This window comes from Stenotrophomonas acidaminiphila, assembly GCA_002951995.1.
GTDB lineage: Bacteria > Pseudomonadota > Gammaproteobacteria > Xanthomonadales > Xanthomonadaceae > Stenotrophomonas > Stenotrophomonas acidaminiphila_A.
Window position 1 is genome coordinate 1,871,888 of the sequence record CP019797.1, and the last position, 23,642, is coordinate 1,895,529.

At 71.0% G+C, this 23,642-nt stretch carries 19 protein-coding genes and 3 pseudogenes; all 22 read left to right on the forward strand.

Annotated features, from left to right (window positions below; genetic code table 11):
* Nucleotides 1–4: 4 nt before the first annotated feature.
* The 22 genes and pseudogenes from B1L07_08440 to B1L07_08545 all read left to right on the forward strand — a co-directional run bounded on the left by B1L07_08440 (nucleotide 5) and on the right by B1L07_08545 (nucleotide 23,524).
* Nucleotides 5–1,647 (forward strand): annotated as a pseudogene (locus B1L07_08440) (flagellar M-ring protein FliF).
* 13 nt (nucleotides 1,648–1,660) lie between these two features.
* Complete coding sequence (locus B1L07_08445; GenBank protein ID AUZ55112.1) at nucleotides 1,661–2,647, forward strand: flagellar motor switch protein FliG; 987 nt, start codon at nucleotides 1,661–1,663, stop codon at nucleotides 2,645–2,647.
* A gap of 17 nt (nucleotides 2,648–2,664) precedes the next feature.
* Complete coding sequence (locus B1L07_08450) at nucleotides 2,665–3,291, forward strand: flagellar assembly protein FliH (GenBank protein ID AUZ56522.1); 627 nt, start codon at nucleotides 2,665–2,667, stop codon at nucleotides 3,289–3,291.
* Complete coding sequence (locus B1L07_08455) at nucleotides 3,288–4,697, forward strand: flagellum-specific ATP synthase FliI (protein ID AUZ55113.1); 1,410 nt, start codon at nucleotides 3,288–3,290, stop codon at nucleotides 4,695–4,697. Before B1L07_08450 ends, B1L07_08455 begins: the two co-directional genes overlap by 4 nt.
* Complete coding sequence (locus B1L07_08460) at nucleotides 4,694–5,146, forward strand: flagellar export protein FliJ (GenBank protein AUZ55114.1); 453 nt, start codon at nucleotides 4,694–4,696, stop codon at nucleotides 5,144–5,146. Before B1L07_08455 ends, B1L07_08460 begins: the two co-directional genes overlap by 4 nt.
* Complete coding sequence (locus tag B1L07_08465) at nucleotides 5,143–6,333, forward strand: hypothetical protein (GenBank protein ID AUZ55115.1); 1,191 nt, start codon at nucleotides 5,143–5,145, stop codon at nucleotides 6,331–6,333. Before B1L07_08460 ends, B1L07_08465 begins: the two co-directional genes overlap by 4 nt.
* A gap of 133 nt (nucleotides 6,334–6,466) precedes the next feature.
* Nucleotides 6,467–7,000, forward strand: coding sequence for a flagellar basal body protein FliL (locus B1L07_08470; GenBank protein ID AUZ55116.1), 534 nt, complete (start codon nucleotides 6,467–6,469; stop codon nucleotides 6,998–7,000).
* Nucleotides 7,001–7,010: 10 nt separating this feature from the next.
* Nucleotides 7,011–8,027, forward strand: a complete 1,017-nt coding sequence (locus tag B1L07_08475; GenBank protein AUZ55117.1) for a flagellar motor switch protein FliM — start codon at nucleotides 7,011–7,013, stop codon at nucleotides 8,025–8,027.
* Nucleotides 8,020–8,379 (forward strand): flagellar motor switch protein FliN, encoded by a 360-nt coding sequence (locus B1L07_08480; GenBank protein ID AUZ55118.1) that lies wholly within the window; start codon nucleotides 8,020–8,022, stop codon nucleotides 8,377–8,379. Before B1L07_08475 ends, B1L07_08480 begins: the two co-directional genes overlap by 8 nt.
* Nucleotides 8,380–8,414: 35 nt before the next feature.
* A complete protein-coding gene (locus tag B1L07_08485) occupies nucleotides 8,415–8,801 on the forward strand; it encodes a flagellar biosynthetic protein FliO (GenBank protein ID AUZ56523.1) in 387 nt (128 codons plus the stop codon).
* Nucleotides 8,802–8,803: 2 nt separating this feature from the next.
* A complete protein-coding gene (locus B1L07_08490; protein AUZ55119.1) occupies nucleotides 8,804–9,586 on the forward strand; it encodes a flagellar biosynthetic protein FliP in 783 nt (260 codons plus the stop codon).
* Nucleotides 9,587–10,357: 771 nt separating this feature from the next.
* Nucleotides 10,358–10,627, forward strand: coding sequence for a flagellar biogenesis protein (locus tag B1L07_08495; GenBank protein AUZ55120.1), 270 nt, complete (start codon nucleotides 10,358–10,360; stop codon nucleotides 10,625–10,627).
* An 8-nt stretch (nucleotides 10,628–10,635) separates the two neighbouring features.
* On the forward strand, nucleotides 10,636–11,427 hold the full coding sequence (locus B1L07_08500) for a flagellar biosynthetic protein FliR (protein AUZ55121.1): 792 nt from the start codon (nucleotides 10,636–10,638) through the stop codon (nucleotides 11,425–11,427).
* A 156-nt stretch (nucleotides 11,428–11,583) separates the two neighbouring features.
* Entirely contained in the window at nucleotides 11,584–13,668 is a 2,085-nt protein-coding gene (locus B1L07_08505; GenBank protein AUZ55122.1) for a hypothetical protein, read from the forward strand.
* 110 nt (nucleotides 13,669–13,778) lie between these two features.
* Nucleotides 13,779–14,909 (forward strand): flagellar biosynthesis protein FlhB, encoded by a 1,131-nt coding sequence (locus B1L07_08510; protein ID AUZ55123.1) that lies wholly within the window; start codon nucleotides 13,779–13,781, stop codon nucleotides 14,907–14,909.
* Nucleotides 14,906–17,011, forward strand: a complete 2,106-nt coding sequence (locus B1L07_08515; GenBank protein AUZ55124.1) for a flagellar biosynthesis protein FlhA — start codon at nucleotides 14,906–14,908, stop codon at nucleotides 17,009–17,011. Before B1L07_08510 ends, B1L07_08515 begins: the two co-directional genes overlap by 4 nt.
* A gap of 163 nt (nucleotides 17,012–17,174) precedes the next feature.
* On the forward strand, nucleotides 17,175–18,893 hold the full coding sequence (locus B1L07_08520) for a flagellar biosynthesis protein FlhF (GenBank protein AUZ55125.1): 1,719 nt from the start codon (nucleotides 17,175–17,177) through the stop codon (nucleotides 18,891–18,893).
* Nucleotides 18,880–19,763, forward strand: a pseudogene (locus tag B1L07_08525) (cobyrinic acid a,c-diamide synthase). Before B1L07_08520 ends, B1L07_08525 begins: the two are co-directional and overlap by 14 nt.
* Nucleotides 19,760–20,505 (forward strand): annotated as a pseudogene (gene fliA, locus B1L07_08530) (RNA polymerase sigma factor FliA). The pseudogenes B1L07_08525 and fliA overlap by 4 nt, the downstream one beginning before the upstream one ends.
* Before the next feature lie 13 nt (nucleotides 20,506–20,518).
* Nucleotides 20,519–20,911 carry a response regulator gene (locus B1L07_08535; protein ID AUZ55126.1) on the forward strand — a complete coding sequence of 131 codons (393 nt, stop codon included), beginning with the start codon at nucleotides 20,519–20,521 and terminating at the stop codon, nucleotides 20,909–20,911.
* On the forward strand, nucleotides 20,911–21,534 hold the full coding sequence (locus B1L07_08540; protein ID AUZ55127.1) for a chemotaxis protein: 624 nt from the start codon (nucleotides 20,911–20,913) through the stop codon (nucleotides 21,532–21,534). Before B1L07_08535 ends, B1L07_08540 begins: the two co-directional genes overlap by 1 nt.
* A gap of 4 nt (nucleotides 21,535–21,538) precedes the next feature.
* Nucleotides 21,539–23,524, forward strand: coding sequence for a chemotaxis protein CheA (locus B1L07_08545; GenBank protein AUZ55128.1), 1,986 nt, complete (start codon nucleotides 21,539–21,541; stop codon nucleotides 23,522–23,524).
* Nucleotides 23,525–23,642 lie beyond the last annotated feature (118 nt).

The following is a 23,642-nucleotide window of genomic DNA, read 5'->3' on the forward strand; positions in this document are numbered from 1 at the left end:
CGCCATGGCACTCGCGCTGTCCAAGGATTCACTCAATTCGGAAAAGGCCGGGGCCTGGTTCGACCGGCTGCAGAGCCTGCAGATCACCCGCCGGCTGGGGTTGATGGCGATGATCGCCATTGCCGTGGCGGCCGGCCTGTTCGTGTTCTTCTGGGCGCAGAAGCCGCCGATGGCGCCGCTGTACACCGGTCTTGACCAGAAGGCGACCGCCGAGGCGACCGACCTGCTGCGCGCCGCGCAGATCCCGTTCGAGCTGGACGCGGCCACCGGCGCCATCAGCGTGCCGGAAAAGAACATCCACGACGCCCGGCTCAAGCTGGCCGGCTCCGGCCTGACCGACAGCGGCCGGCTCGGCTTCGAGCTGATGGAGCGCGACCCCGGCTTCGGCGTCAGCCAATTCATGGAAAACGCGCGCTACCAGCACGCGCTGGAAACCGAGCTGGTGCGCACCATCACCACCCTGCGTCCGGTGCGCGACGCGCGCGTGCACCTGGCCATTCCCAAGCCCAGCGCGTTCACCCGCCAGCGCGACGTCGCCAGCGCCTCGGTGGTGCTGGAACTGCGTCCGGGCCAGCAGCTGGAGCGCAACCAGGTCGATGCGATCGTGCACATGGTCGCGTCCAGCATCCCGGACCTGGCCCCGGAGCGGGTCACCGTGGTCGACCAGAGCGGGCGCATGCTGACCATCGCCGACCCCAACAGCGATGCGGCCCTGAACGCGGCGCAGTTCGACCAGGTGCGGCGCCTGGAGACCTCCTACAACCAGCGCATCCGTGAGCTGCTGGAGCCGATGACCGGCCCCGGCCGGGTCAACCCGGAAGTCAGCGTGGACATGGATTTCTCGGTCACCGAGGAAGCGCGCGAGCTGTACAACGGCGAACCGCAGAAGGTGCGCAGCGAGCAGATCAGCGAGAACACCACCACCACCCAGGGCCCGCAGGGTGTGCCCGGCGCGGCCAGCAACACCCCGCCCGGCCCCCAGGCCGCGCCGGCCACCGCCGCCACCCGAGCGAAAGCAGCAAGAACGCCACCCGCAACTACGAGCTGGACCGCACCCTGCAGCACACCCGGCAGCCCGCCGGGCGGGTCAAGCGGGTGTCGGTGGCGGTGCTGGTCGACCACGTGCCGCGTGCCGGCAGCAACGGCAAGATCAGCGACCAGGCGCTCAGCACCGCCGAGTTGACCCGGGTCGAGGCACTGGTCAAGCAGGCGGTCGGCTTCGACACCGCGCGCGGCGACACGGTATCGGTGATGAACGCGCCGTTCGTGCGCGATACCACGCCGGACGAACCGATCAAGTGGTGGGAACTGCCGCAGGTCCGCGACGGCCTGCGCCTGGTGCTGGGTGCGGTCGTGGTGCTGGCACTGCTGTTCGGCGTGCTGCGCCCGGCGCTGCGCCAGATCGCAGGCCCGCCCAAGGCGCTGCCCGGCCCGGACGAGGATCCGCTGCGCGCCGACGTGCACCTGGTGGACAACGCCGACGGCCTGCCCGGGCTGGCCAACGACCACCTGCAGCTGGGGGGCGCCGCGCCGCTGGCGTTGCCGCTGGATGCCTACGAGGAACGCCTGCGCATGGCGCGCGAGGCAGTGCGCTCCGATTCCAAGCGCGTCGCCCAGGTGGTGAAGGGATGGGTGGCCAATGACTGAGTCCGTCGTTCCCATGAATGGCGTGCAGCGCGCCGCGGTGCTGCTGCTCTCGCTGGGCGAAGCCGACGCGGCCGAGGTGCTGCGCCACATGGAGCCCAAGGAGGTGCAGAAGATCGGCATCGCCATGGCCACCCTGACCGACGTCAGCCGCGAACAGGTGCAGCAGGTCATGGACGAGTTCAGCAGCGAACTCGGCAACAAGACCTCGCTCAGCGTCGGCTCGGACGACTACATCCGCAACATGCTGGTGCAGGCGCTGGGCAACGAGAAGGCCAACAACTTGATCGACCGCATCCTGCTGGGCCGCAACACCACCGGCCTGGACACGCTGAAGTGGATGGACCCGCGCGCGGTCGCCGACCTGGTGCGCAACGAACACCCGCAGATCATCGCCATCGTCATGTCGCACCTGGAAAACGACCAGGCCGCCGAAGCGCTGAAGCTGCTGCCCGAACGCACCCGGGTCGACGTGCTGCTGCGCATCGCCACCCTGGACGGCATCCCGCCCAATGCGCTGAACGAACTCAACGAGATCATGGAGCGCCAGTTCGCCGGCAACCAGAACCTGAAGTCGTCCAACATCGGCGGCGTGCAGTGCGCGGCCAACATCCTCAACTTCATGGACGGCGGCCAGGACCAGGCGATCCTCAGTGCGATCGCGCAGGTCGACGCGCCGCTGGGCAGCCGCATCCAGGACCTGATGTTCGTGTTCGACGACCTGGTGGACCTGGACGACCGCGAGATGCAGCTGGTGCTGCGCGAAGTCAGCGGCGAGCGCCTGGGCCTGGCCCTGCGCGGCGCCGACATCAAGGTGCGCGACAAGATCACCCGCAACATGTCCCAGCGCGCCGCCGAGATCCTGCTGGAGGACATGGAGGCGCGCGGCCCGGTCAAGCTGTCCGACGTGGAGGCCGCGCAGCGCGAGATCCTGGCCATCGTCAAGCGCATGGCCGATGAGGGCACCGTCACCATCGGTGGCAATGCGGAGACCATGCTGTGAGTCCGGTCGTGCGCTGGATGGCTCCCGATCTGACCGCCGCGCTGGAACCGGCGCCGGCGCTGTCCGACGACCATTCCGGCGATGCCGCGGAACTGCCGCCGGAGCCGTTGCCGCAGCCGCCGACGCTGGAGCAGATCCAGGCCATCCAGGACGCCGCGCGCCAGGAAGGGCTGGAACAGGGACACGCCGAGGGCCATGCCGAAGGCCTCGCCCAGGGCCAGGCCGAGGTACGCCGGCTGGTGGCGCAGATCGAAGGCATCCTGGACAACTTCAGCCGCCCGCTGCTGCGCCTGGAAGGCGAAGTGGTGGCCGCGCTGGGCGAGTTGTCGGTGCGCGTGGCCGGGCAGTTGCTCGGCCGTGCCTACGAAGCCGAACCGGCGCTGCTGCAGGAGCTGGTCAACGAGGCGCTGGAAGCGGTCGGCGGCAGCAGCCGCGAGGTCGAGGTGCGCCTGCACCCGGATGACATCGCCGCGCTGGCGCCGCTGCTGAAACTGGCGCCGGGCCAGCGCCTGAGCCCGGACCCCGGCCTGAGCCGCGGCGACCTGCGCGTGCACGCCGAAAGCGTGCGCATCGACGGCACCCTCGAGGCGCGCCTGCGCGCGGCGCTGTCCACGGTGATGCGCAAGGCCGGAGCCACCCAATGAACCCCACCCACCCCGACACCGCGCCGCCCGACCGCCCGCCACCGGCGCCCGCCGCCTGGTCGGCCGCGCGCAACCTGCGCCTGGCCGCCCGGCTGGACGCCATCGACATCGAGCCGGGGCACGGCCGCGGCCTGATCCGCGAGGGCGTGCTGCGCCGCGCGGTGGGCCTGACCCTGGAAGCGGTCGGCTGCGAGGCGCCGATGGGCGCCACCTGCAAGGTCGAGGTCGACGGCGGCTGGGTCGACGCCGAGGTGGTCGGCTTCGCCAGCGACCGCACCTACCTGATGCCCAGCGCCGAACTGCACGGCCTGCTGCCCAACGCACGCGTGGTGCCGTCCTACCGGCGCGGCGGGGTGGAGGTCGGCGAAGGCCTGCTGGGCCGGGTCATCGACAGCGACGGCGTGCCGCTGGACGGCAAGGGCCCGATCCGCGCCGAAGGCAGCGCCAGCATGGCCGGGGTGTCGATCAACCCGCTCGCGCGCGAACCCATCACCCAGCCGCTGGACGTGGGCGTGCGCGCGATCAACGCGCTGCTGCCGATAGGCCGCGGCCAGCGCGTGGGCCTGTTCGCCGGCTCCGGCGTCGGCAAATCGACGCTGCTGGGAATGATGACCCGCTTCACCTCGGCCGACGTGATCGTGGTCGGGCTGATCGGCGAGCGCGGCCGCGAAGTGCGCGACTTCGTCGAGACCACCCTGGGCGAGGAAGGCCTGCGCCGGGCGGTGGTGGTGGCCGCGCCGGCCGACCGCCCGCCGCTGGCGCGCCTGCATGGCGCCTATCGCGCCACCGCGATCGCCGAGTGGTTCCGCGACCAGGGCCTGAACGTGCTGCTGCTGATGGATTCGCTGACCCGCTTCGCCCAGGCGCAGCGCGAGATCGGCCTGTCCGTCGGCGAACCGCCGACCACCCGTGGTTACCCGCCCAGCGTGTTCGCCAAGCTGCCGGCGCTGGTGGAACGCGCCGGCAACGGCGCCAAGGGACGCGGCTCGATCACCGCCTTCTATACCGTGCTCACCGAGGGCGACGACCCGCAGGACCCGATCGCCGACGCCGCCCGCGCCATCCTCGACGGCCACATCCTGCTTTCGCGCCGGGTCGCCGATTCCGGCCTGTACCCGGCCATCGACGTCGAGTCGTCGGTCAGCCGCGTGGTCCAGGACATCGCCGACGACGCCTGGCGCCTGCGCATCCGCAAGCTCAAGCGGCTGGTGGCGGCGTATTCGGCCAACCGCGACCTGATCGCCATCGGCGCCTACCAGCGCGGCAACGATGCGGCCACCGACGAAGCGCTCGAGCGCTGGCCGGAAATCCTCGAATTCCTCGGCCAGGACGTGAGCCTGGCCGCCGACCTTCCCCACAGCCTTGCCGCCCTGAAACGCCTGGTCGAAAGCGAGAACGTCCCATGAACCAATCCCGTCGCCTGGACCCCCTGCTGCGCCGTGCGCAGGACCACGAGGACGCGGTCGCCCGCGCCCTGGCCGAGCGCCAGCAGGCGCTGGACATGCACCTGTCGCGGCTGGAGGAACTGCGCCGCTACGCCGAGGAATACGCCGGCGCGCAGATGGCCGCCACCAGCCCGTCGCAGCTGATGAACCGGCGCGCGTTCCTGGACCGCCTGGACAGCGCCGTGCAGCAGCAGAGCCAGACCGTGGACCGCAACCGCGAGCGGGTCGATGCCGAGCGCGCACGCTTGCTGCTGGCCAGCCGCGACAAGCAGGTGCTGGAGCAGCTGGCGGCCAGCTACCGTGCCCGCGAAAAGCAGGTGGAAGAACGCCGCGACCAGCGCGAGATGGACGACCTGGGCGCGCGCCGTGCCCGCCAGGCCCAGCTGTCGGGCGAGGACGACAGCCCATGACGCCGCTGTCGCTGGGCGCGGCGAGCGCCAGCCAGGCGCCGGGCGCGGCTTCCCTGCCGCGCGCCGGCAGCGGCGCCGACAAGGACGCCGCTGGATTCGACGCGCTGCTGCAGGCCGCGCCGCAGCCGTCAGCGGCAGCCACGCCGCGGCCGAAACCCGCGGCCCGCCCGGCCGCGGACGACCCGGGGCGCGGGAACGCCGACCCGGCGGCCGCGCCGGCGCCGGCCGATGCCGCCGGCGGCGGCGAAACCGCCGCGGCCAGCGACGCCGGGAAACCGGCGGCCGCCGCTGAGGGCGGTGGCGACCAGGACGACAGCGACGACGACGCGCCGCAATGGCCGCCGGCCGGCCTTGCCGGGCTGTTGCCGGCAACCACGACGGCCCCGGCCGTGGCCGACGCCGTTCCGCTGGCCACCCGCGACGGCGGCGCCCTGCCCCGCTCCGGCGGCGCAGCGTCGCCGGCCGCATCCACGGCGGCTGCCGCGGTGCCGACCGCGCTGGCGCCACCGCCCGCCCCCGTCGCGGCTCCGGCGGCCACCACGGCCACGGCCATGGCCGCTGCGGCGGCGCTCGCCGCCGACGCCGAGATCCTGGCACCGTCGCTGCCCGGCGGCGACGCCGCGCCGGTGCTGCCCGGCGCCCCGGCCGGCAACGCGCCAGCGGCCACCGATCCAGGCGCCGGCGCGGCGCTGTTCGGCCCGCTGCTGCAGAACCTGGCCAGCGCGGCCGAAGCCCGTCCGGCACCGGCCTTCCCGCCGGCGCTGTCGGCGCCGGTCGACATGCAGGCAGCCGACTTCGACGACGCCATCGGCGCCCGCGTCGGCTGGCTGGCCGACCAGAAGATCGGCCATGCGCACATCCGCGTCACCCCGAACGACCTCGGGCCGGTGGAAGTGAAGCTGCAGCTGGACGGCGACCGGGTCCACGCGACCTTCTCAAGCGCGCATGCCGAGGTCCGCCAGGCGCTGGAAAGCGGCCTGCCGCGGCTGCGTGAAATGCTGGGCGAACAGGGCCTGCAGCTGGCCCAGGCCGATGTCGGCCACCGCCAGTCCGAGCCGGGTTCGTCGAACACCGGCGGCACCGGCACGGGCACGGGCCACGACGGCGAGCCGGGCGAGGCCGGCGCCCTGACCGGGCGCGATGTCCGTCCCCTGCGCCTGCGCGGCCTGCTCGACGCCTACGCCTGAGACGTAGGCGCGGCCCACGGCTGGCGCGCGCCGCGCGTCGTGGCCAGCCCCGTCAACTTTCCGTCATCGCCACCGGCACGCACTGCGGCACGCGTTTTGCATATTCAGGGACAGCAACCCTGAGGAGCACAACGTGGCAGCCGCCGCCGACAAATCCCGCAAGCCAGACACTTCCAAGGACAAGGACAAGGATGCCGCGGCCAAGCCGCGCCGTTCGCTGCTGGCGACCCTGCTGATCGCCGTGGTCGCCGCCGGCGGCGCCGGTGGCGCCGTCTGGTATTTCACCCAGGGCCGCGCCGACGCCGCGCCGTCCAAGGCCAAGGCCGCGGCCCCGGCCACGCCGGCCCCGGCGCAGTACTTCGCGCTGGACCCGGCCTTCGTGGTCAACCTCAACGGACGCGTGGACGGCCCGCGCTACCTGCAGGTCGAGGTGCAGCTGATGACCCGCGACCCGGAGGCGCTGCCGGCGCTGCAGACCCACGCCCCGGCGATCCGCGCCAAGCTGCTGATGCTGTTCTCCCAGGTCGAGCCCGAACAGATCGCCGACCGTGCCGGCAAGGAACGCCTGCAGGCCGCGGCGCTGGCCGAGGTGCAGAAGCTGATGCAGGCCGAGACCGGCAAGAAGACCGCCGACGACCTGCTGTTCACCAGCTTCGTCACCCAGTAAGGCGACGCCGATGAGCATCAACGACCTGCTGTCCCAGGATGAGATCGACGCCCTGCTGCACGGCGTCGATTCCGGCACGGTGGACACCGCCGAGCCCGAGCCGCCGCCGGGCGAGGCGCGGCCCTACGATTTCGCCAGCCAGGACCGCATCATCCGCGGGCGCATGCCCACCCTGGAGATGGTCAACGAGCGCTTCGTGCGGCTGTGGCGCATCGGCCTGTTCAACCTGATCCGGCGCTCGGCCGAGATCTCGGTGCGCGGCATCGAACTGATCAAGTTCGGCGACTACCTGCACTCGCTGTACGTACCCACCAACCTCAACCTGGTCCGCTTCAAGCCGCTGCGCGGCACCGGCCTGATCGTGTTCGAGCCGACCCTGGTGTTCGCGGTGGTGGACAATTTCTTCGGCGGCGACGGGCGCTACCACACCCGCATCGAGGGCCGCGAGTTCACCGCCACCGAGATGCGCGTGATCCAGCTGATGCTCAAGCAGGCCTTCGTCGACCTGCGCGAGGCCTGGAGCCCGGTGATGAACGTCGATTTCGACTACATCAATTCGGAAATCAACCCGCACTTCGCCAACATCGTCAGCCCGCGCGAGTACGTGGTGGTGTGCCGCTTCCACGTCGAGCTGGAAAGCGGCGGCGGCGACATCCACATCACCCTGCCGTACTCGATGCTGGAGCCGATCCGCGAGCTGCTCGACGCCGGCATCCAGAGCGACCGCAACGACCGCGACGAGAGCTGGGCGATCATGCTGCGCGAGCAGCTGGACACCGCCGAGGTGGAGCTGTCCAGCGTGATCGCGCGCCGGCGCATGAGCCTGCGCGAGCTGAGCCGGCTCAAGGTCGGCGACATCCTGCCCATCGAGATGCTGAAGGAAGTGCCGTTGTGCGTCGAAGGCATCCCGGTGTTCACCGGCGAGTTCGGCATCGCCCGCGACCGCAACGCCATCAAGATCACCGCTACCCATCCGCCGGGCAGGCCGCCACGCCCGTCCGCGTCCCAGGAAAACTCCCATGACTGAGCACGACCCCACCGAGATCCCCGCTCCCGCCGCGCCCGCCGCCGAGCCGGCGCAGTTCGCCAACCTGCAGGCCGAGGGCGACGGCAACGCCGACCTCAACCTGGACGTGATCCTGGACGTGCCGGTGACGCTGTCGCTGGAAGTCGGGCGCGCGCGGGTGCCGATCCGCAACCTGCTGCAGCTCAACCAGGGCTCGGTGGTGGAGCTGGAACGCGGCGCCGGCGAATCGCTGGACGTGTTCGTCAACGGCACCCTGATCGCGCATGGCGAGGTGGTGGTCATCAATGACCGCTTCGGCGTGCGCCTGACCGACGTGGTCAGCCCCAGCGAGCGCATCCGGAGACTGCGTTGAGCCTGCTGCCGGCTACCACCCTGGCCGTCGCCGCGATGGCCCAGGGCCATCCACAGGTGGCGCCGGTCGGGCAGCATGCGGCCGCCGCGCCGGGCCTGTTCGGCGCGGTGCTGGCGCTGCTCGCGGTACTGGCGCTGATCGTCGGCCTGGGCTGGCTGCTCAAGCGGCTGCCCGGCGCCGGCTTCCGCCCGGCCGAGGGGTTGAAGCTGGTGGCCAGCCTCAACGTCGGCGCCAAGGAGCGCGTGGTGGTGGTCGACGTCAACGGCCAACAGCTGCTGCTGGGCATCACCGCCGGCGGCATCAGCGCGCTGCTCGCACTGCCCGAACCGCTGCCGGCGCCGGCGCCGGCCACGCTTCCCCACCTCAAACATCTACCGAATTTCGCGCAGCTGCTGCAACAGAAGCTGCGCAAGGACGCCTGAGCATGCTGCCGCACCGCCTCAATTCCCGTTTCTGCTGCCAGCTGGCGGTCGTGTTCGCGCTGCTGGCGCTGCCGCTGCTGGCCTGGGCAACCCCCGCCGCGCCGCAGCTGCCGGCCCTGCCCGACGTGAACGTCGGCAAGATCGGCGGCGCCCCGGTCAGCCTGCCGCTGCAGACGCTGCTGCTGATGACGGCGATCACCCTGCTGCCATCGCTGCTGCTGGTGCTCACCGCCTTCACCCGCATCATCATCGTGCTCGGCCTGCTGCGGCAGGCGATGGGCACCGGGCAGACGCCCTCCAACCAGGTACTGCTCGGGCTGGCCCTGTTCCTGACCGCGATGATCATGATGCCGGTCTGGGACAAGGCCTGGTCCACCGGCATGGCGCCCTACCTGGACGGCAAGATCGACTTCCAGACCGCGTGGACCCTGACCACCCAGCCGCTGCGCGCGTTCATGCTGGCGCAGGTGCGCGAGACCGACCTGATGACCTTCGCCGGGCTGGCCGGCCAGGGCCCCTACGCCGGTCCGGACGCGATCCCGTTCCCGGTGCTGGTGGCCTCGTTCGTCACCAGCGAGCTGAAGACCGCGTTCGAGATCGGCTTCCTGATCTTCATCCCGTTCGTGATCATCGACCTGGTGGTGTCCAGCGTGCTGATGTCGATGGGCATGATGATGCTCTCGCCGATGCTGATCTCGGCGCCGTTCAAGATCCTGCTGTTCGTGCTGGTCGATGGCTGGGTGCTGGTGGTGGGCACGCTGGCGGCGAGCTTCAACGCGGTGTGAGCCGCCACTCATGAATTCATTGCACGAAGCCGCGATCAACTCGCGGCTTCGTTGTTTCCGGCCCAGCAACTGACGGAGGCTGCCCCCGCTTCGGCCGCTTTCGCCTTTGACATTAGCTGTTGCTGCCGTTGCTGCCGTTGCTGCCGTTGCTGCCGTTGCCAATGGATTTTGACTTGCCGGGTTCCCTCCCGTAGCAACGGAGCTGACGGACAAGACCCCGAAGGGGCGGCGTGCATGGATGCACGTCGTTTTTCGACGAGACAGGGATGTCTCGTCGAAAAATCCCGGCAGCGCAGTGGACCTGGAGCGCGCAGCGCGGAGGGTGCGCAGGCAGGGCGTGCTTTCTTTTGGTTAGCTTTTCTTTGCACGAGCAAAGAAAAGTAACTCGCTCCCCGAAGGGGAGTGAAAGCTCTCGCTCTGACTTTGACTTTGGCCCTTTTAGAAGCAACTTCAGAAGCAAAGGCTTTCGTGCCCCTAAAGGGGCCCGAGCCACCTTTCTTTGCTTGTGCAAAGAAACCTGGCGCAAAGAAAGCACACCCTGCCTACGCGCCCACGATGCTGCGCATCGCGGGTCCACTCCGTCGGCAGGATTTTTCGACGAGACATCCCTGTCTCGTCGAAAAACGCCGCACATCCTTGTGCGGCGCCCCATTCGGGGTCTTGTCTGCCGCCTCCGTCGCTACGGAAGGGAACCCGGCAAGTCAAAATCTATTGGCAACGGCAACGTCGGAAACCTTGCCCCTCTGGCACCAACCTTGCATCCACCCCGGCATGAGTCCCGAACTTGCCCTTACCGAACTGCGCGGCGGCCTGGTCGCCACCCTCTGGATCGCCGGCCCGCTGCTGGTGGTGGTGCTGGTGGTCGGCGTGGTCATCGGCATCATCCAGGCCGCCACCCAGCTCAATGAGCCGACCATCGCCTTCATCGCCAAGGCCGCGGCGCTGACCGCGGCGCTGTTCGCGCTGGGCAGCCTGCTGCTCGGCCACCTGGTGGAGTTCACCACCCTGCTGTTCCAGCGCATCCCGCACCTGATCGGCTAGGCGGCGCCATGGATCCGATCACCCGGATGATGATCGACGGCCAGCAGGCCTTCGCCATCATCGGCACCACCCTGTGGGTCATGCTGCGCATCGGCGCGATGCTGATGGCCATGCCCATGGTGGGCTCGCGCGCGGTGCCGGCACGGGTGCGGGCGCTGCTCGCCGTCGCGCTGTCGGTGGCGCTGGCACCGGTACTGCCGCCGGTGCCGGTCTGGAACGGCTTCGACGCGGCCACGGTGCTCAGCATCGCCCGCGAGCTGGCGGTCGGGGTGAGCATCGGCTTCCTGCTGCGGCTGATCTTCGAGGCCGGCGCGATGGCCGGCGAACTGGTCGCGCAGGGCACCGGCCTGGCGTTCGCGCAGATGAGCGATCCGCTGCGCGGTGGCAGCTCCGGCGTGGTCGGGCAATGGTTCTACCTGCTGTTCGGTCTGCTGTTCTTCACCAGCAACGGCCACCTGGCACTGATCTCGCTGCTGGTGGACAGCTACAGGGCATTGCCGATCGGTACCGCGCTGCCCGACCCGCACGCGATGGCCGCACTGGCACCGACCCTGTTCCTGCAGGTGTTCCGCGGCGCATTGAGCCTGGCGCTGCCGCTGGTGGTGGCGATGCTGGCGGTGAACCTGGCGTTCGGCGTGCTGGCACGCGCGGCGCCGGCGCTGCACCCGATGCAGCTGGGCCTGCCGGTGTCGCTGCTGCTGGGGCTGGTCCTGCTGGCACTGCTGGCCGGGGAAATGGCCGCGCCGGTGCAGCGCCTGCTCGACAGCGCGTTCGACGCCGCGCGGCGGGTAACGGGCTGAGCCGGAATCGCCGCGCCCACCGTGCGCGGCGGCGAACCGCTTGCCCGGCGTGCGCCGGCCCGGGATAGTCTGCAGGCGGGACCGGCAGGGATCGGGCCGGCCGCCGCCGGATGCGTGGCACGCCCTGCGTGCCATCGGGTGCAAAGGGAGGATGCCATGCTTGCAGGAAGCTATAACCCGTCGCTGGTCGCGCTGTCGGTCCTGGTCGCGATGCTTGCTTCGTTCACCGCGCTGGACATGGCCTCGCGGGTATCGGCCTGGCGCCATCGCGGCGCCGCCGGCGGCTGGCTGCTGGCGGGCGCCGTCGCCATGGGCACCGGCATCTGGTCGATGCACTTCGTCGGCATGCTCGCCTTGCGCCTGCCGATCCCGCTCGGCTATGCGCTCTGGCCGACCCTCGAATCGCTGCTGGTGGCCATCGCCACCTCGCTGTTCGCGCTGTGGCTGGTGTCGCGTCCCGCCCCGGCGCCGGCGCGGCTGGCGCTGGGCGCGCTGCTCATGGGCCTGGGCATCGCCTGGATGCACTACACGGGCATGGCCGCGCTGCGCATGCGCCCGGCCATCGACTACGCGCCATCGTGGGTCGCGCTTTCCATCGTGATCGCGGTGGGCGCCTCCTGGGCCGCGCTGTTCATCGCCCTGCGCATGCGCAGCCGCGCGCGGCCGCTGGCGCAGCGCCTGGCCGCCGCCGCGGTGATGGGCCTGGGCATCGTCGGCATGCACTACACCGGCATGGCCGCGGCGCGGTTCGCGGCCGGCTCGGTGTGCACCGCGGCGACCGGCGGCGGCATCGGCGCCGAATGGCTGGCGGCCGGGGTGCTGCTGCTGGCCGTGGCGATGATGGCGGTGGTACTGGTCATTTCGCTGTTCGAGCAGCGCCTGCAGGCGCGCCTGCTGCGGCGGCGCAACACCACGCTGTCGGCCTCGCTGGACGGTGCGCGCAAGGAGCTGTTCCATGCCAGCCGCCACGATCCGCTCACCGGCCTGCCCAACCGCCAGCTGTCGCACGAACGCATCGAACAGCTGCTGCAGCACTGCCGCGCGACGGGGCTCGGGTGCGCGGTGATGACCCTGGACCTGGATGAGTTCCGCCACATCAACAGCGCCTTCGGCCCGCAGGCCGGCGACGCGGTGATGGTCGACGTGGCCGAACAGCTGCGCCGGCAGCTGCCGGACGGCGGCCTGGTCGGGCGCCTGGGCGGCGACCAGTACGTGATCGCGCTGCCGCTGGCCGACGATGCCGCCGCGGCGCCGCTGGCCGAGCGCATTCTCATGGCGGTCAACACGGTGCGCGTGGACGAGCGCGACATGCGCGTCACCGCCAGCCTGGGGCTGGCGCTGTACCCGGCACAGGGCGCCACCGCGCCACAACTGCTGGCCCATGCCGAGACCGCCACCCGCCATGCCAAGCAGGCCGGCCGCAACCGCCACGCCCGCTTCGCCGCCTGGATGAACGCCGACGCCGAGCAGGACCGGCGCCTGCTGGAGGACCTGCGGCAGGCGCTCGCCGCGGCGCAGCTGAGCCTGCATTACCAGCCCCGGGTGCATGGCGACAGTGGCCTGGTCACCGGCGCCGAGGCGCTGCTGCGCTGGCGCCATCCGGTGCACGGGCCGGTGCCCAGCGCACGCATCATCCGCCTGGCCGAACAGCACGGACTGATCGACGTGATCGGCCGATGGGTGCTGGACGAGGCCTGCCGGCAGATGCGCTGCTGGCACGATGCCGGCCACCCCGGCTGGCAGGTGTCGGTGAACCTGTCGGGGCTGCAGCTCGGTTCGCCGTGCCTGGTCGAGGAGGTGCGGCGGGTGCTGCAGCGGCATGAACTGGCGCCGTCGCGGCTGGTGCTGGAAGTCAGCGAGAACGCGGTCACCCGCGACGCCGACGCCGCGATCGCGGTGCTGCGCGCCGTCGCCGCGCTGGGCGTGGGTATCTCGATCGACGATTTCGGCACCGGCTTCTCCAGCCTGCTGCAGCTGCGGCGGCTGCCGGCCACCGAGATCAAGATCGACCGCGCCTTCGTGATGGCGCTGGAGGACAGCGACGAGGACGTGGTGGTGGTCTCGGCGATCGTCGCGCTGGGCCACGCGCTGGACATGGAAGTGGTGGCCAAGGGCATCGAAACCCCGGGCCAGCGCACCTATGCCGAGCGCCTGGGCTGCGACCACCTGCAGGGCTACCAGCTGGGGCGGCCGGTCGGCCCGGAGAGCTTCATGCGCCTGTACGCCAGCGGCGGCCTCTGAGCGCGGCGCCCGGCGGCCCCGGGCCATGACCCCGGCCGCACCCGCCGGCCGCGGCGGCGCTGGCCCGGTTCTTGCACGGCCGATGCCGGATCCAGTACCCGCGCCAGGCCATGGCTGAGAACGAAGACGGCACCGAAAAAACCGAACAACCTACCGGCAAACGGCTGCGCGACGCCCGCGAGAAGGGCGACATCCCGCGCTCGCGCGAACTGGCCACCGCCGCGGTGTTCGGCGCCGGGGTGATCGCCGTGGCCACCCTGTCCGGGGTGATCGGCGGCAATGCGCGCGCCTGGATGCGCACGGCGCTGGCGCCCGAGCCGGGGCTGTTCCAGACCCCCGACGCGCTGTTCGGCCACGCCGGGATGCTGCTGCTGCGGCTGCTGCTGGCGGCCTGGCCGCTGTTGCTGGCCTGCCTGCTGGCCAGCTTCGTCTCGCCGCTGGTCATGGGCGGGTTGCGGGTGTCGTCCAAGGCGCTCATGCCCGACCTCAACCGCATGAACCCGATGAGCGGGATCAAGCGCATCTACGGCATGCAGTCGCTGGCCGAGCTGGCCAAGTCGCTGCTGCGCATGCTGTTCGTCGGCGCCGCCGCCGGGCTGTGCATCTGGCACGGCTTCGATGCCCTGCGTGTCCTGCCGCAGCTGCCGCTGGAACGGGCGGTGCTCGATGGCCTGGGCTTCACCCTGCGGCTGCTGCTGGCCACGGCCGGGGCGTTGGTGCTGCTGGCGGCGATCGATGCGCCGTACCAGCACTGGAACTGGCTGCGCAAGCTGAAGATGACCCGCGACGAGGTCCGCCGCGAAATGAAGGAAAGCGAGGGCAGCCCGGAGGTCAAGGGCCGCATCCGCCAGATGCAGATGCAGCTGTCGCAGCGGCGGATGATGGAGGCCGTGCCCAATGCCGACGTGGTCGTGGTCAACCCCACCCACTACGCGGTGGCGCTGAAGTACGAGGCCGGGCGCATGAACGCACCGACCGTGGTGGCCCGCGGCGTGGACGAACTGGCCCTGCGGATCCGCCAGGTGGCCGACGGCAACCGGGTGGCGATCGTGTCGGCACCGCCGCTGGCACGCGCCTTGTATAGGGAAAGCCAACTCGGCAAGGAAATCCCCGTGAGACTGTATTCGGCCGTCGCCCAGATCCTGTCCTACGTCTACCAGCTGCGTGCCTGGCGCGGCGGGCCGATGCCGCAGCAGCCGGCCATCGACATCGACGAGTTCGGCAAGGGGGCCCGCCCATGAGCGCCCAGCCCATGCCCACCACCGCGCGCCGCCTGCTGGATGCGATCCGCCAGGGATTCGGCGCGCCGCTGATCGTGCTGGCGCTGCTGGCGATGGTGGTGGTGCCGCTGGCCGCGCCGGTGCTGGACGCGCTGTTCACCTTCAACATCGCCATCTCGCTGATGGTGCTGCTGGCGGTGGTGTACGTGAAGCGGCCGCTGGACTTCACCATCTTCCCGATCGTGCTGCTGGTCACCACCATGCTGCGGCTGGCGCTGAACGTGGCCTCCACCCGCGTCATCCTGCTCAATGGCCAGAACGGCCACGAGGCCGCCGGCAAGGTCATCGCCTCGTTCGGCGAATTCGTGATCGGCGGCAACTACGCGGTCGGCATCGTGGTGTTCGCGATCCTGACCATCATCAACTTCGTGGTCATCACCAAGGGCGCCGGGCGCGTGTCGGAAGTGACCGCGCGCTTCATCCTCGACGCCATGCCCGGCAAGCAGATGGCGATCGACGCGGACCTCAACGCCGGCCTGCTGACCCGCGAGGAAGCCAAGGCGCGGCGCGAGGAAGTGCGCGAGGAAGCCGATTTCTACGGCGCGATGGACGGTGCCAGCAAGTTCATCCGCGGCGACGCCATCGCCGGCATCCTGATCCTGTTCATCAACCTGCTCGGCGGCCTGGCGGTGGGCGTGCTGCAGCACGGCATGCCGTTCGCCGACGCAGCCTCCACCTATACCCTGCTGTCCATCGGCGACGGCCTGGTGGCGCAGCTGCCGGCACTGCTGGTGTCCAGCGCGGTGGCGATGCTGGTCACGCGCGCCTCGCGCGCCCAGGACATGAGCCAGGCGATGATGGGCCAGGTGTTCGGCCAGTACCGGGCCCTGGCCATCGCCGCGGCCATCATCGGCCTGGTCGGGCTGGTCCCGGGCATGCCCAACCTGGCGTTCCTGATCCTGGCCGCGATCCTCGGCTTCCTGGCCTGGAAGCTGTGGAAGCGCGACATGGCCGCCGCCGCGGCCGGCACCGAGGCCGGCGCGGCCGCCGCCGGCGAGATCCCGGGGCTGCTCGGCGCGCCGCCGGCGCCGACCGCCGAGCTGAGCTGGGATGAGCTGCGTCCGGTCGACCCGCTGGGGCTGGAGGTCGGCTACCGGCTGATCCCGCTGGTGGACAAGGCCCAGGGCGGCGAACTGATGGCACGCATCAAGGGCGTGCGCCGCAAGCTCACCCAGGACGTGGGCTTCCTGATCCCGTCGGTGCACATCCGCGACAACCTGGAACTGGCGCCCACCACCTACCGGGTGCTGATCCACGGCGTGCCGGTGGCCAGCGCCGAGATCCACCCCGACCGCGAGCTGGCGCTGGACCCCGGCAGCGCGATGGGCCAGCTGGACGGCATTCCCGGCAAGGATCCGGCGTTCGGCCTGGACGCCACCTGGATCCAGCCGCACCAGCGCGCCCACGCCGAGTCGCTGGGCTACACCGTGGTCGATCCGGCCACGGTGGTCGCCACCCACCTGTCGCACCTGATCCGCGAACACGCGCCGGAACTGCTGGGCCACGAGGAAGTGCAGCAGCTGCTGGCGACCCTGGCCAAGAGCGCGCCCAAGCTGGTCGAGGACCTCACCCCCAAGGCGCTGCCGATCTCGGTGGTGGCGCGGGTGCTGCAGAACCTGCTGATCGAGCGCATCCCGATCCGCCAGCTGCGCAAGATCGCCGAGGCGCTGGTGGAGAACGCCGCGCTCAGCCAGGACCCGACCGTGCTCACCGTGGCGGTGCGCAACGCGCTGGGCCGGTTCATCGTGCAGGAAATCGCCGGCATGTCGCCGGAACTGCCGGTGTTCACCCTGAACCCGCAACTGGAACGGGTCTTGCAGGAATCCACGCAGGGCAACGGTGCCGCACTGGAACCCGGTCTCGCCGAGCGCCTCCACCAGAGTCTTGCCGAATGCGTCGGCAAGCAGGAGGCGCGCAACGAGCCGGCCGTGGTGCTGGTACCGGGCCCGGTCCGCGCCGCCCTCGCGCGGATGGTCCGCCACAGCGTCCCCTCGCTGTCGGTGCTGGCCTACAGCGAGGTACCGGAAGACAAGCGCCTGAAGCTGGTCGGCACGATCAGCTGAGGACAGCCTGGAAACCGGCGGCGGCGCAGGACGACGTCAAAGAACGGACACCAGGCCGGCCACCGCCACACACGAAGGACGAGGAGCACGCACCGCCATGCACGACACCGCCAACGCTACTGCTCCCGCGTCGCACCCGCACACGAATTCCCGGTACTCCAGCATGAAGATCAAACGTTTCGTCGCCGCCGACATGCGCACCGCCATGAACCTGGTGCGCAAGGAACATGGCCCCGACGCCGTCATCCTGTCCAACCGCCGGATCGAGGAAGGCGTCGAGATCGTGGCGGCCGCGCACTATGACGAGAGCGTGGTGCAGCGCGCCCTGGAGGCCGCCCGCCCGGCACCGCCGCCGGCGCCCAAGCCGCGCAGCGCCGCCGAGGCGATCATCGCCGCGGTGACCCGCCGCAAGGCGCCGGAGCCGGAACCGGTGGTGGCCACCGCCTCGGCCGTGGCCGCCCTCGCCCGCTCGGCGGTCGGCGCCACCGGGCGCTCGATCGACAGCAGCCTCGAGCTGGCCCCGGGCAGCCGTTTCTCGTCGCTGCTCAAGCCGCAGCCCGCGCCGGCGGCCGTCGCTGCGCCCCCGCCGGCGCTGCCGGAACAGATCTTCGCCACCTTCCCGGCGCTGCAGGACGATGCGCCGGTGGTGCCGGCGTTCCGTCCCGAAGGCTTTGCCGTCGCCGCGACGGCGCCGGTACCGGCCGCCCGTAACCGTGCCCACTTCGCGATCGATCCGCCGCTGGACGCGCCGGCCACGGCGCTGCCCGCAGCCGCCGCGCCCAGCGAACCGGCGCTGGCGGTGCCGCCCGTGGCGGTCGCGGCCGCGGAACCGGCACTGCCCGCCCCCGCCCCCGCCATCGCCGCGCCGGCACCGGCCCCGGCATCGACGCCGCTCAGCGTCAATGTTCCGGCACCGGCGGCCGACCCCGCCGTCGCCGCGCCCGCGCTGAGCGTGGTCCCGGCGGTACCGCGCGATGACCGCCAGCTGGCCGAACTGCGCCAGGAAGTGGCCGGCATGCGCCAGCTGATCGAGCGCGAGATGAACCGCTTCACCGACGAGCGCCTGCGCGGCAGCCCGGTGCGCGCCAATGCGCTGGACCTGATGGACGAGTACGGTTTCGACGCCGGCCTGGCCCGCGACGTGGCGGTGCAGATGCCGGCCGATACCGACCCGGCGCGCGCCCGCGGGCTGATGCTGGGCCTGATCTCCAAGAAACTGCCGATCGCCCCGGTCGACCCGATCGAGGCCGGCGGCGTGATCGCCCTGGTCGGCCCGACCGGCGCCGGCAAGACCACCACCATCGCCAAGCTGGCTTCGCGCTTCGCCGAGGCCCATGCCGCGCGCGACGTGGCCCTGGTCACCACCGACACCCAGCGCATCGGCGCCCGCGAGCAGCTGTACGGCTTCGGCCGCCAGCTCGGCATCGCCGTGCACGAGGCCAGCAGCGGCACCAACCTCAACCAGCTGCTGGAGCGCCTGGCCGATTACAAGCTGGTGCTGATCGACACCGCCGGGCTCGGCCAGCGCGACCGCGCCCTGACCGCGCAGCTGCAGTGGCTGCGTGCCGCCGGCCAGATCCGCACCCTGCTGGTGCTGCCGGCCAACACCAGCTTCCAGGACATGGACGAGGTGGTGCGCCGCTTCGGCGCGGCCAACCCGCAGGGCGTGGTGCTGACCAAGCTGGACGAGACCGGCCGCTTCGGCTCGGCCCTTTCGGTGGCCGTGGACCACCGCCTGCCGATCACCTGGGTGACCGACGGCCAGGACGTGCCCGAAGACCTGCACCGCGCCTCGGCGGCCAATCTGGTGCTGCGCCTTGAAGATTTGCGCCGCGCGGCCGATATGCCCTGCAATCCGGAGTTGAACCATGCCGTCGCGTGAGTACGCCAAGCTGACCAATGCCTTCCCGCTGTCGGCCACCCGCCGCCAGCCCGCGGGCCCCGTGCGCACCATCGCGGTGACCGGGGGCAAGGGTGGCGTGGGCAAGACCAACGTCTCGGCCAACCTGGCCGTGGCGCTGGCCGGCATGGGCAAGCGCACGCTGCTGCTGGACGCCGACCTCGGCCTGGCCAACATCGACGTCATCCTCGGGCTGCAGCCCAAGCACACCCTGGCCGACCTGGTCGCCGGGCGCTGCACCCTGGAGGACGTGATCATCGAAGGCCCCGACGGCCTGCTGGTGGTGCCGGCCGCGTCCGGCCGCCGGCACATGGCCGAACTGCAGCCGGCCGAGCACGTCGGCCTGGTCAACGTGTTCTCCGAGCTGGAACGCGACCTGGACGTGATGATCATCGACACCGCCGCCGGCATCACCGACAGCGTGTTGACCTTCTGCCAGGCCGCGCAGGACACGGTGGTGGTGGTATGCGACGAGCCGGCCTCGATCACCGACGCCTACGCGCTGATCAAGGTGCTCTCGCGCGAGCGCGGGTGGACCGCATCCAGGTCGTGGCCAACATGGCCCGCGACCCCAACGAAGGCCGCATGCTGTACGAGAAGCTGGTGCGGGTGTGCGAGAAGTTCCTGGCCGACGTTTCGCTCAACTACCTGGGCTGCGTGCCGCAGGACGACTGGCTGCGGCTGTCGGTGCAGCGCCAGCAGCCGGTGGTCAAGCTGTACCCGTCGGCGCCGGCGGCGCTGGCGCTGCAGGAGATCGCCCGCCGCACCGCCCGCTGGCAGGCGCCGACCGAGCCGCGCGGCGGCGTCGAGTTCTTCCTGGAGCGCATCATCCAGCGCGGGGTGGCGACATGAACCCGGCCGCCCATTACCGCGAAGTCCAGCGCGCCAGCGCCAACGACTGCATCGCCCGCCATTCGGACCTGGTGCGGCGCATCGCCCACCACCTGGCGGCGCGCCTGCCGGCCAGCGTCGAGATCGACGACCTGATCCAGGCCGGCATGATGGGCCTGATCGAAGCCTCGCGCAGCTACGACGCCGAACAGGGCGCCTCGTTCGAGACCTACGCCTCGATCCGCATCCGCGGTTCGATGATCGACGAGATCCGCCGTGGCGACTGGGTGCCGCGCTCGGTGCACCGCCGCGCCCGCGACGCCGCCGCGACCATCCGCCGCATCGAGCAGGCCACCGGCCGCGCCGCCAGCGCGACCGAAGTGGCGCAGGCCATGGACATGCCGCTGCCCGAGTACATGCGGCTGATCGAGGACGCCGCGCGCGGCCAGGTGCTGAGCCTGGAATCGCGGATCGAGGACCAGGGCGAACTGGACACCCCGGCCACCGGCGGCCCGACCCCGCAGCAGGTGCTCGAGCGCAGCCAGTTCGGCGAGGAACTGGGCAAGGCGATCGGCCAGCTGCCCGAACGCGAACAACTGGTGCTGTCGCTGTACTACGAGCAGGAGCTGAACCTGAAGGAGATCGGCGCGGTGCTCGGGTCAGCGAGTCGCGGGTATGCCAGATCCACGGCCAGGCCATGCTGCGGCTGCGTGGCCGGTTGAAGATTTTCGAGGCGGCCGACGCCGGCCTCGTCGAACCATGAAGAGGAACACCTTTTGAACAAGAACATGCGGATCCTGATCGTCGACGACTTCTCGACCATGCGGCGCATCGTCAAGAACCTGCTGGGCGACCTGGGCTTCACCAACACCGCCGAAGCCGAGGACGGGCATGCCGCGCTGGCGCTGTTGAACAGCCAGCCGTTCGATTTCGTGATCACCGACTGGAACATGCCGGTGATGACCGGCATCGAACTGCTCAAGGCGATCCGCGCCGATGCCAAGCTCAAGACCCTGCCGGTGCTGATGGTCACCGCCGAGGCCAAGCGCGAGCAGATCATCGAGGCCGCGCAGTGCGGCGTGAACGGCTACATCATCAAGCCGTTCACCGCGCAGACCCTGGAAGAGAAGCTCGGCAAGATCTTCGAGCGGCTGGCGGCGAGCGCCTGATGACCATGCCCAGCGGAACTCCGAGCGAAAAATCGATCCTGGTGCAGCACCTGCAGGACGCGCTGGCGGCGCTGGAAAGCGGCGACGAACACGGCTGGCGCCGGGAAATCGACGCGCTGGCGGCATTGCGCACGCAGCCGATGATGGCCGGGCTGGGGCGGCTGGCGCGCGAGCTGGGCCAGGCCCTGGGCGAACTGCCGACGGTGCCCACCGAGGCCGGCGAGCTGGACGACGCCTGCGCGCGCCTGGACCACGTGGTGGAGATGACCGAAAAGGCCACCCACCGCACCCTGGACCTGGCCGAGCAGTGCCGCGAGCTGGTCAGCGGCCTGCGCGAGGGCAGCGTGCCGGCGATCGAACACGAGCAGGCGCTGGAGCGCATCCGCCACAACCTCACCGAGATCGCCCTGACCCAGAGCTACCAGGACCTGACCGGGCAGATCATCCGCCGCGTGGTCGGCATCGTGCGCCGCGTGCACGAGGGCTTCGGCGCGCTCGGCCTGCCGCCGCCGGAAGACGAGGCCCGTGGCCGCGGCCTCGCCGGCCCGGCGCTGGAAGGCATCGACCGCCACGCCGTCAGCCAGAACGACGCCGACGACCTGCTCTCCAACCTGGGGCTGTGATGCCATGAGCGCCTTCGCCGACGACATCGCCGCCGATTTCATCATCGAGGCCCAGGAAATCCTGGATCGCCTCGGCGAACAGCTGGTCGCCCTGGAGCAGTCGCCCCAGGACAACGACCAGCTCAACGCGGTGTTCCGCGGCTTCCACACGCTCAAGGGCGGCGCCGGCTTCCTTGGCATCAACGCCATGGTCGAGCTGTGCCACGCCGCCGAGGAAACCCTGGGCATGGCGCGCTCGGGCAAGGCGGTGCTGCAGGCGCACCACTTCGACGCCGCGCAGCAGTCGCTGGACTGGCTGCAGGCGATGCTCGACGCGGTGTCGGCCGGCACCGATCCGCAGCACGCGCCGCCGTCGCTGATCGCGCTGTTCGACGTCGATGCGGCCCCGGCCCCGGCGGCACCGGTCGCGGTGGCCGCGCCGGCGACGGCCGGCGACCTGATCACCGAAGACGAGTTCGAGAACCTGCTCGACCAGCTGCACGGCGGCGCCGCGCCCGGCACCCGCCCGGCGCCGGCCAGCGCCGCGCCCGCCGCCAAGGGCGGCGACGAGCTGATCACCGAGGACGAGTTCGAAAGCCTGCTGGACCAGCTGCATGGCGGCGCCGCACCCGGCAGCCGCCCCGTCGCGGCCAGCGCCGCGCCCGCCGCCAAGGCCGGCGCCGACCTGATCACCGAGGACGAATTCGAAAGCCTGCTCGACCAGTTGCACGGCGGTGCCGCGCCCGGCGCCCGCGCCCTGCCGGCCACCACGCCGGCCGCACCCGCGCGCGTCGCGCCCCCGGCACCCGCATCGACGCCGGCACCGGCACCGGCACCGGCCGCGGCCAAGGCCGCGGTCGAACCGGAACAGACCGTGCGCGTGGACACCAAGCGCCTGGACGCCATCGTCAACCTGATCGGCGAACTGGTGCTCTCGCGCAACCGGCTCAAGACCCTGCGCACGCGCCTGAAGGACGAGGAACTGGACCGCGCCGTCTCCACCCTGGACATCGCCACCGCACGCCTGCAGTCGGCGGTCATGCGCACCCGCATGCAGCCGGTGGGCAAGGTGTTCTCGCGCTTCCCCAAGGTCGCCCGCGACGTCGCCCGCAGCCTCAAGAAGGAAGTGGACCTGGAGCTGATCGGCGCCGAGACCGAGCTCGACCGCAACCTGGTCGAGGCGCTGGCCGATCCGCTGGTGCACCTGGTTCGCAACGCCATCGACCACGGCGTGGAAATGCCCGACCTGCGCGAAGCGCAGGGCAAGCCGCGCATGGGCCGGGTACGGCTGTCGGCGCAGCAGGAAGGCGACTACGTCAGCATCGAAGTGCAGGACGACGGCGCCGGCATCGACCCCGAGCGGCTGCGCGCCAAGGCCCGCGAGAAGGGCCTGCTGGACCCGGAAGCGGCGGCTCGGCTGAGCAGCGAGGAGTGCCTGCACCTGGTGTTCCTGCCGGGCTTCTCGACCAAGCAGCAGGTCACCGACATTTCCGGCCGCGGCGTCGGCATGGACGTGGTGCAGTCGCGCATCCGCGAGCTGAGCGGGCAGATCCAGATCCAGTCGGAGCTGGGCCGCGGCAGCCGTTTCCTGATCCGCGTGCCGCTGACCCTGGCGATCCTGCCGACCCTGCTGGTGCAGGCCGGCGAGGACATCTACGCGCTGCCGCTGGCACGGGTGATGGAAGTGCTGCACGCGCCGCGCACCTCGCTGGGCTGGTTCGACGGCCGCGCCGTGCTCGACCGCAAGTCGCACACGCTGGCGCTGGTCGACCTGCGCCAGTGGCTGGACGTGGAACCGGCGCAGTCGACCCTGCTCACCATCGTGGTGCTGCAGATCGGCGAGGCCCGCTTCGGCCTGGTCGTGGACCAGGTGCGGGGCCGCGAGGAAGTGGTGATCAAGCCGCTGCCCAAGGCCCTGCGCGGGCTCAAGGGCTATGCCGGCGCCACCCTGATCGGCGACGGCCGCATGGCGCTGATCCTGGACGTGGACGGGCTGCGCAGCCAGGAGTAAGCCCACCGGTCGCGCCGGTAGCGGCGCATGACCGCCGCAGCCCGCGGCCACACCCGCCCGCCGGGCCCGCGCCCGCGGCCGCCCCCCACCCGTTCAAGTACCCCGCGCAAACGCCGAT